An 8,357-nucleotide genomic window follows, 5' to 3' on the forward strand; every position below is an offset into this window, starting at 1 on the left:
AACTTCTGATTATGAAACGAATTTTCATTCTTCAAATTCACAAACACGAAGAATTAAAATTCATTGAGAGTTACATCGAATACAAATGAAAAAAACAATTTTAATGAGATGAAAGGCAACAGTTTTAAAAATATAATTTGTTTTGGCGAAATGCTTTGGGATATGCTCCCCACGGGCAAAAAACCAGGCGGTGCCCCCGTGAATGTGGCCGTCCATTTAAAACGGCTGGGACTCAGTCCTGTGGTTGTTAGCCGCGTTGGAAACGACAGGCAGGGAACAGAGCTCAAAGAGTTTCTGGGGAGTTCGGGATTGGATACGCAGTTTATTTCAGTTGATGACAAATTACCCACCAGCGAAGTGCTGGTGCACCTCGACGACGAAAAAAATGCCACTTACGAAATTTGCGAACCCGTTGCGTGGGATAACATCCTGCCCTCGAAAGAGTTGGAGAAAAAAGCAGCGCGTTCCGATTTGATTGTTTTCGGCAGCCTTGCACAGCGCAACTCCACTACCCGCGAAACACTTTTTCATTTACTGAAAACCACAAATGCCACCCGTTTGCTGGATGTCAACCTCCGGCCGCCCTATGATGCGCCTGAACTTGTGCAGGAATTACTTCGCCTTTCAGATTTTGTAAAGCTGAACGACAGCGAGTTGCAGCAAATTGCGTTGTGGAACCGGGTGTTTGGCAACGAAGAATATGTAATGCGCTGGCTGGCTTCGTTTTATAATTGCAGTGTTGTTTGCGTTACCCGGGGGGCAAAAGGAGCAGCTTTACTGAGAAACGACAAATTCTACGAACATCCCGGATTTAAAGTAGAAGCGGTTGATACGGTAGGTGCCGGCGATGCGTTTCTGGCGGCATTAATTTCAGGTCTTTCAAAAAAACAAACCCCACAAAAATCAGTGGAATTTGCATGTGCTGTGGGGGCTTTTGTGGCATCACAAAAAGGGGCTGTTCCAAATTATTCAGAAAGTAACATCAATAATTTTTTGAATAAAAAAGAAGAAGATTAAAAAATGTGCATGTTTTTTGTAACAAACCGTGAAGTTCAGAGTCTGGTAATAACAACAGAAAAAGCAGAAAGCAATATAATTTAGTTTGCCATGAAACCGATGTAAACGGGAATACGCTCCGGATACATATCCGTGGCCTGCGTGATCTCAGAAACAGGTTGCCCATGGAAATTTTTATTACTGTCCCTTTTGTTGAAGGGATAAAGCAAAGTGGATCGGGTAATATATTTCATGAAAATTGAGTAAATTGCGCTGTATTTAAGAATAACTTCCATGAAACGAAATTTGGCAATAGCGGTTTTTTTACTTTTCTCCGGTTTGCTTTTTGGCCAGGGATTTAACCAGGCTGTTGGCATACGCGGAGGTATTTTTAACCCCGGGATAGAATACCGTTATTATCTCAACGATACACAATCTTTAAAAGCATTGCTTGGCAACCGGTATGCGGATGATTTGCGTGGTTTGCAACTTCACGCTTTAACCGAGTTTTACGAGTACGATCTGTTTGACTTCTCGTACCAACTTGTTGTTTATTATGGGTTTGGGGTGCATGCAGGCTACGAAAGCTGGGATGTGCTAAGAACCAGCAACAACGCAAGCTGGTACGATACAAAAACAGCTTTTGTAACCGGTGTGGATGGTTTGGTGGGAGTAGAATATCTTTTTTATGATTTTCCGGTTACTGCAGGATTGGAAATAAAACCTTACATCGATGTTTTTGGAAAGAGGGGCATTGGCATCCAGGTTTTCGATATCGCTTTTACAATCAAATATCTTTTTTAGCATAGTTTTCGACCCAATAATTTTGGGGGTTGTGCGCAGGTTTTGAGCATTGTGAAATTAAAAAAACCGTGGTTTACATTATGCTGAACCACGGTTTTTTTTAACTTTGACTTTATGGTTTAATAGAAATCTACATATTCAGCATTTTTCAAAAATTCAAGGCTTTTTTCAACGCTCACAATCGGTTCAAAGTTGTACTCTTCCACTTCCACAATTCCATACTTGGCACCTGATTTTTCGCGTTTGGCAAAAATACGTTCGAAATCGATTTCGCCACTGGCACCAACTTCTTCTTTATCTTTTATGTGCCAAAGTTCAAATCTTCCGGGGTATTTGTCAAAATAGGCAACCGGATCTTTTCCGCCCTCAATAATCCAGTATAAATCAAGCTGGAACATCACTTTTTCAGGGTCGGTCAATTCAAGCATCCAGTCGTAAACCGGCTTGCCTTCAAGTTCGGTTGTAAACTCGTTGGCGTGGTTGTGGTAACCAAAACGAATGCCTTTTTGGTTGCATTTTTCACCCACTGCATTAAAGTATTCGCAATAGCGTTTTAACCCGTCGAGGCTTTCGTAACCTGTGCTGTCCATCCAGGGTTGTACAATCCATTTCACCCCGGCTTCGGCATGGGCATCAATGCACTCATCCCACCAGGCCATTGTTTCATCCCAGTTTTCTTCAGTTGGAACATCCTGTCCGGTATGGGAACCCAGAAACTGCAGTCCGTTGGTTTCGCAAACTTCTTTGAATTCGGCTGGCGACATGCCGTAAAACTTACCATCGCCATAACCTGCGGCTTCCACAAATTTGTAGCCCATTTCGCCCACTTTGGCTACTGTTGCTTTGGCATCCTCATTCATGTCCTGGCGTACAGAGTATAGCTGCAAGCCAATGAATTTTTCCTCTCGCTGAGTGGAACAGGCACTGAAAACCTGTGTGATAAGCGCTGCAATTCCTGCAACGAATAAGAACCTGATTACTCCTTTTTTCATCATCTTTTTTAGATTTTTATGGTTTATTAAAATTTTGATTCAAATTTATTTAAATCTTTCTTTTATATGAACAGATTAGAAGAAGTTTTTTGGATTTGTGTGGTATGCCCGGGTTCTATTTATTCTTTTGGGAAGAATGTAACCCGGTGACAAGAAAAATAGTTATAACTTTGAGCGTATTTACTTGCTGATTATGGATACAACTGAGATTTTAATTAAAATCCGCAAAATTGTTCGGTCAATAAACCTGGAATCGAAAAAGATTCAAAAAGAGCATGGCGTGAGCATTCCACAGGTTTTATGCCTTCAGTTTTTGCGCAATTCAACTAATTACCAGGCCGGACAGGGAGAGATTCGTAAATTTTTAAACCTCAATTCAAGTACGGCAAGCGGCATTATCAACCGGCTCGAAACCAAAGGACTGGTTGCAAGGCTGCCTAAAAGGGGCGATAAACGTACGGTTACAATTGCCCTCACTTCTAAAGGCGATCAGTTAATGCAGGAAATTCCCTCGTTGCTTCACGAGCAATTGACTGAGAAACTGGAAAATCTGGACGATTCAACACTTAAAAACATCCAGACGAGCCTTGAACTGCTGGAAAAGCTTCTGGAACTTGATCACATGGAAGCCTCTCCGCTTATTGCCAACGATGATTTTACCGATGCAGGCCTTAGCAATTAAGCATTTGGTGAAAATGAAAATGATTTCTGTAAAAACAAATTCAAATTAATTCAATGTTAAACAAGGCTTATGTTAAGTTGTTCGTAGTTTGTTTAATTGGTTGTTAACAAGCTGTTTGATTGAGTTCTGTTGCATTTGAGTGTTAAGGTCACGTTGGCTGTATTAAATAATTTAACTATTTTTGTTCGCATAGAAACAATTATAAAAGAAATGGAAATATTTAATGACGCGCAACAAGAAATTGCCCGGAAGATAAAACCTGAAAGTAACATCTCGAACTGGAAGGATTGGAAATGGCAATTAAAGAATTCTGTTAAATCAATTGACACCTTTGAATTACTTACGGGTGTCAAATTTCCTGAGGAACAGAAAAGTCAGCTAAAAAAAACACTTGATCGTTTTCCTTTGTCAATAACACCTTACTATCTCTCGTTAATTGACACTGAAAATTATGAAAACGACCCGGTATTTAAGCAGTCTTTTGCCAATGTAAATGAATTAACTGTTCTGAAAACAGATATGAAAGATCCGCTTTCGGAAGATACCGACAGTCCCGTGGAAGGAATCACCCATCGTTATCCCGACAGGGTGCTTTTTCATGTGAGCAATGTTTGCTCCATGTACTGCCGCCACTGCACGCGTAAACGGAAAGTGGGCGACGTTGATTCCATTCCCAGCAAAGGCCAGCTTAAAAAAGGAATTGAATACATTAAAAATACACCGCAGGTACGCGATGTACTACTTTCGGGCGGTGACCCGCTGATGTTGCCAGACAGCTACCTCGACTGGCTGCTTTCCGAAATTACCGCAATTCCGCATGTTGAAGTGGTACGGTTGGGTACCCGGATGCCGGTTGTTTTGCCCTACCGCATTACCGAAGATTTGATAAAAGTGCTGAAAAAGTACCAGCCACTTTGGATTAATACACATTTCAATCATCCCAGGGAAATTACTACATCGTCGCGCGAGGCACTGGCAATGCTTGCCGATGCCGGTTTCCCGCTGGGTAACCAGTCGGTATTGCTGGCCGATGTAAACGACTGTCCGCGAATTATGAAGAAACTGGTACACAAACTGGTTCAAAACCGCGTGCGTCCGTATTATATGTACCAGTGTGATCTATCCGAAGGGTTGGCGCATTTCCGCACACCAGTTGGAAAAGGGATTGAAATTATGGAAAGCCTGATTGGGCATACTTCAGGTTTTGCCGTTCCTACTTATGTGATTGACGCACCCGGTGGCGGCGGGAAAATACCAATTATGCCTACTTACATTATCTCGTGGTCAACCAATAAGGTGGTGCTTCGTAATTACGAAGGAATTATTACAACCTACCAGGAACCCGAAAGTTATGAGGCCAAATTTTGCGACCGGAACTGTGAAGAATGCAACCTCGATTTAAACCTGGATGAAGAGCCCGATGAAGTAGAAAAATCAATTGGTATTGAAAAGTTACTGGCTGATTACGATGCTACAATTTCTTTAATCCCGGATAATAACGAACGTCATAACAGGAGGGAAAACGGGAATGGAAGATAAATTTGAAAAAATTGGTGAATCATTAATACAGCACGGTAAATTCAATAACCGGATTTACTTAATGAAAACTACTCCCAAGGGAACTTCGCGAATCATATCCAAAATGGATAAACTTGCCGAAAAAAACAGGTACACAAAAATAACTGCTAAAATTTATGCCGATTCTTTTCCCCGGTTTCTTCTTGCCGGTTACAGGGTAGAAGCATACATCCCTGGCTATTTCAACGGCGAATACGACTGCATGTATGTTTCAAAATTTACCGATGAGAAAAGAAAAAAACTACCTGTAATTGAGATGAAACGCTTCAGGGAGTTGCTTCGCGAAAACCCAACCAACGGAAAAACTCAACCGGTTGAATTGCCCAAAAAGGAGTTTGTGCCAGGCAGCCTGGACGAAAACGATGCAGAGGCAATTACAGAGGTTTTTAAACGGGTATTTGAAACCTACCCATTTCCGGTTCACAATGCAGAATATATTAAAAGCACCATGCAAAATAATTCAGCACAGTATTTCGGCATTTGGGACGAAGGTAAACTCATTGGAATTTCCACTGCAGAAACTGACTGGAATTACAAAAATGCCGAAATGACCGACTTTGCCGTTTTACCCGAATACAGGGGACAAAAACTGGCCTTCAGATTGTTGGAGTATATGGAAAAAGAGATAAAAAAGGCCGGAATAAAAACGGCCTACACCGTGGCTCGCCTGAGGGAATTAGGAATGAACAAAACCTTTATGAATGCAGGTTACAAATACACGGGCACTCTTGTGAAAAACACCCATATTGGTGGAAGCATCGAGAGTATGAACATCTTTTATAAAAAATTATAATATATGCATTTAGGAAAACTGTGTAAGTATGCATCAGTATGTACAGTATATCAGAATGAAAATGAAGAAATAGAAAAGCCAATTTTTCTTGTCAGGAATGTATTTTGCAACAGGGGAGCCAAAGGATGGCAAAATTGCAAACGTTTTCTGGCATACGAAGAAGGGAAAACCGTGGACGACAGCATGACCCCCTACGGATGAAAAAATAAACGTTAATTTCTTTATGGCGAGAATTAAAGATAAAACAGAAAAGAAAATTGTTCAATTTTTAGATGAGAATGGGCCCAGTTTTTTGGGCGAAGTGGTGAAGGAACTGAAACTGTCTTATTCGAAAGGGCTGGAACACGTAACACAACTGCTTTCAAAAGGCATCATAAAACACTCTGATCCGCCCTTACAGTACGAACTGAATTCAGGGCCAAAATAATTCAATGCACTGGATTGACTATTCAATATTTGGGGTTTACCTGGCTGCAATGTTGGGCATTGGTTTTTACTTTATGCGTAAAAACAAGTCGGCCGATGATTATTTTGTCGGTGGGCGAAAAATGAGTGCTTTTCATATTGGCTTGTCGGTTGTGGCAACCGATGTGGGTGGTGGCTTTTCCATTGGTTTGGGCGGACTGGGTTTTGTTATGGGGCTTTCCGGCTCCTGGCTGCTTTTTACCGGGCTTATTGGTGCCTGGCTCAGTGCAGTTTTGCTCATTCCAAAAGTTTCCAAATTAGCCACGAAACATAATTTTTTATCCTTCCCGCAATTTCTTGAAAACTTATTTAACGGGCGTGTTGCCCTGATTGCCGGATTAATTTCGGCTATTGGCTACCTGGGGTTTACAAGTTCCCAGATATTAGCAGGTGCCAAGCTGGCTTCGGCAACTTTTCCAAATATTTCTTTGCAAACCGCACTCATTCTAATGGGAATAATCGCTGTGGTTTATACCTCAATTGGAGGCATTAAGGCTGTGATTTATACAGATACTTTCCAGTGGCTTTTGCTTTTAACGGGATTGGTTTTTGTCGCCCTGCCGGTGGCTTATTTCGGAATTGGCGGTTACGAAACTTTGCAAAATACGTTACCCGATAGTTTTTTCGATTTAACGGCTGTTTCGTGGCAGCAAATTGTGAACTGGTTTATCACTATCGTTCCTATTTGGTTTATCGGGATGACGCTTTATCAGCGAATTTATGCTGCAGGAAACAAAAAAACTGCCCAGCGGGCCTGGTTTGTTGCCGGGTTATTCGAATATCCTGTTATGGCATTTACCGGTGTTTTTTTAGGGATGTTCGCCAAGGCAGCATTCGAAGACGGTATAATTGGTGCAGGAATTGAAGGTACAATGGACCCGGAAATGGGATTACCCATCCTGCTGCGGACAATTTTGCCGGTTGGCTTAACAGGGCTCATTTTATCGGCTTACTTTTCTGCGATTATGTCAACGTCCGATAGTTGCCTGATGGCATCGTCAGGTAACCTGATTACCGATATATTTAAAAAACATAAATCCGGAAAAATAATGTTGCTTTCACAGGTAACTACGCTTATTCTTGGAGCAATAGCTATTCTTGTAGCCTGGAAAGTTCCCAACGTGCTCGATCTCATGTTGCATTCCTATTCGTTTATGGTGTCGGGATTGTTCATCCCGGTTTTAGCGGGTATTTTCATGAAGAAGAAAAGTGCAAACGGGGCATTCTGGTCAATGATTATCGGGGGATCGGTTACCCTGTCGTTGATTTTGAGCGGGATGGAACTGCCATTGGGATTAGATGCCAATTTTTACGGAATTATCCTTGCAGCACTCACTTACGCGCTGTTTCATTTCCTTGAAAAACCCGGTGATACTCCAGTTGTTGCATCTTCCAAAGTCTGACAGAAAAAATTAATTTTGTGCCATTGAAAAATGGTATGAAATGATGATGAATAATAACATTCTAAAATGCACAAACGAGAATGGTTAAAATTCATCGTGAGTAATATCTGTTACCACCAAAAATGAAAAAAGTGGAATACAAAACACCTGATGAGCTGAAACTGCTGACGGAAAGAAAACGACGGGAGACGCAACAGCTTCTAAAAAAGTTGAAAAAACTGAAGCCGAAAATACTCGACGAAACGGTTCACAGTTTGCACGATGAAGCCTTTTCAACTTTTGACTGCCTCGATTGTGCCAACTGCTGCAAAACCATTGGGCCGCGACTGATTGAGAAAGACATAGACCGGCTGGCCAAACATTTCAAAATGAAACCGTCGGCTTTTATTCAACAATACGTGAAAACCGACGAGGACGGCGATTATGTTTTTAAAGAACATCCCTGCCCGTTTTTACTGCCCGACAATTACTGCATGGTTTACGAAAGCCGCCCCAAAGCCTGCCGCGACTATCCGCACACCGACAGAAACCGATTTCATCAAATACTAAAGCTATCACATAAAAATTGCGAAACTTGCCCGGTAGTATTTGACATTTTTGAAAAGTTAAGGAAAGATCATTATTAGATTTTTCAGAAAAACTAT

General features: G+C 41.5%; 10 protein-coding genes. 9 read left to right on the top strand and 1 reads right to left on the bottom strand.

Translation table 11 applies throughout. From position 1 onward, the window contains the following. Nucleotides 1-108: 108 nt before the first annotated feature. Together ACTCNA_RS16785 and ACTCNA_RS16790 are read left to right on the top strand one after the other, a co-directional pair. Complete coding sequence (locus ACTCNA_RS16785) at nt 109-1,017, top strand: carbohydrate kinase family protein (RefSeq protein ID WP_462949094.1); 909 nt, start codon at nt 109-111, stop codon at nt 1,015-1,017. Nucleotides 1,018-1,290: 273 nt separating this feature from the next. Continuing rightward, nucleotides 1,291-1,800: a hypothetical protein gene (locus tag ACTCNA_RS16790; protein WP_462949095.1), complete on the top strand. Its 510-nt coding sequence runs from the start codon at nt 1,291-1,293 to the stop codon at nt 1,798-1,800. 119 nt (nt 1,801-1,919) lie between these two features. On the opposite strand, the gene ACTCNA_RS16795 is transcribed toward ACTCNA_RS16790, so the two are convergent. After that, complete coding sequence (locus ACTCNA_RS16795) at nt 1,920-2,795, bottom strand: sugar phosphate isomerase/epimerase family protein (RefSeq protein ID WP_462949096.1); 876 nt, start codon at nt 2,793-2,795, stop codon at nt 1,920-1,922. A gap of 190 nt (nt 2,796-2,985) precedes the next feature. Between ACTCNA_RS16795 and ACTCNA_RS16800 the strand changes: the two genes are divergently transcribed. The 7 genes from ACTCNA_RS16800 (at nt 2,986) to ACTCNA_RS16830 (ending at nt 8,339) form a co-directional block, all read left to right on the top strand. Further along, nucleotides 2,986-3,474 carry a MarR family winged helix-turn-helix transcriptional regulator gene (locus tag ACTCNA_RS16800; protein WP_462949097.1) on the top strand — a complete coding sequence of 163 codons (489 nt, stop codon included), beginning with the start codon at nt 2,986-2,988 and terminating at the stop codon, nt 3,472-3,474. Between the two features lie 210 nt (nt 3,475-3,684). Then, nucleotides 3,685-5,013 (top strand): lysine 2,3-aminomutase, encoded by a 1,329-nt coding sequence (gene kamA, locus ACTCNA_RS16805; protein WP_462949098.1) that lies wholly within the window; start codon nt 3,685-3,687, stop codon nt 5,011-5,013. Beyond that, entirely contained in the window at nt 5,003-5,845 is an 843-nt protein-coding gene (gene ablB, locus ACTCNA_RS16810; RefSeq protein WP_462949099.1) for a putative beta-lysine N-acetyltransferase, read from the top strand. Before kamA ends, ablB begins: the two co-directional genes overlap by 11 nt. 3 nt (nt 5,846-5,848) lie before the next feature. Beyond that, nucleotides 5,849-6,046 carry a hypothetical protein gene (locus ACTCNA_RS16815; protein WP_462949100.1) on the top strand — a complete coding sequence of 66 codons (198 nt, stop codon included), beginning with the start codon at nt 5,849-5,851 and terminating at the stop codon, nt 6,044-6,046. A 22-nt stretch (nt 6,047-6,068) separates the two neighbouring features. Continuing rightward, the gene (locus ACTCNA_RS16820) at nt 6,069-6,272 is read left to right on the top strand and encodes a hypothetical protein (RefSeq protein ID WP_462949101.1); all 204 of its coding nucleotides are present in this window, start codon (nt 6,069-6,071) and stop codon (nt 6,270-6,272) included. Nucleotides 6,273-6,276: 4 nt separating this feature from the next. Beyond that, entirely contained in the window at nt 6,277-7,713 is a 1,437-nt protein-coding gene (locus ACTCNA_RS16825; RefSeq protein ID WP_462949102.1) for a sodium:solute symporter family protein, read from the top strand. Between the two features lie 122 nt (nt 7,714-7,835). Further along, complete coding sequence (locus ACTCNA_RS16830; protein WP_462949103.1) at nt 7,836-8,339, top strand: YkgJ family cysteine cluster protein; 504 nt, start codon at nt 7,836-7,838, stop codon at nt 8,337-8,339. The last annotated feature ends 18 nt before the right edge of the window (nt 8,340-8,357 follow it).

This window comes from Tangfeifania sp., assembly GCF_055108615.1.

Excerpts from the sequence above, each read along its gene's own strand:
- ACTCNA_RS16795 (WP_462949096.1), bottom strand. The coding sequence starts at position 2,795 with ATGATGAAAAAAGGAGTAATCAGGTTCTTATTCGTTGCAGGAATTGCA.
- ablB (WP_462949099.1), top strand. The coding sequence starts at position 5,003 with ATGGAAGATAAATTTGAAAAAATTGGTGAATCATTAATACAGCACGGT.
- ACTCNA_RS16820 (WP_462949101.1), top strand. The coding sequence starts at position 6,069 with ATGGCGAGAATTAAAGATAAAACAGAAAAGAAAATTGTTCAATTTTTA.
- ACTCNA_RS16800 (WP_462949097.1), top strand. The coding sequence starts at position 2,986 with ATGGATACAACTGAGATTTTAATTAAAATCCGCAAAATTGTTCGGTCA.
- ACTCNA_RS16815 (WP_462949100.1), top strand. The coding sequence starts at position 5,849 with ATGCATTTAGGAAAACTGTGTAAGTATGCATCAGTATGTACAGTATAT.
- ACTCNA_RS16790 (WP_462949095.1), top strand. The coding sequence starts at position 1,291 with ATGAAACGAAATTTGGCAATAGCGGTTTTTTTACTTTTCTCCGGTTTG.
- kamA (WP_462949098.1), top strand. The coding sequence starts at position 3,685 with ATGGAAATATTTAATGACGCGCAACAAGAAATTGCCCGGAAGATAAAA.
- ACTCNA_RS16785 (WP_462949094.1), top strand. The coding sequence starts at position 109 with ATGAAAGGCAACAGTTTTAAAAATATAATTTGTTTTGGCGAAATGCTT.
- ACTCNA_RS16825 (WP_462949102.1), top strand. The coding sequence starts at position 6,277 with ATGCACTGGATTGACTATTCAATATTTGGGGTTTACCTGGCTGCAATG.
- ACTCNA_RS16830 (WP_462949103.1), top strand. The coding sequence starts at position 7,836 with ATGAAAAAAGTGGAATACAAAACACCTGATGAGCTGAAACTGCTGACG.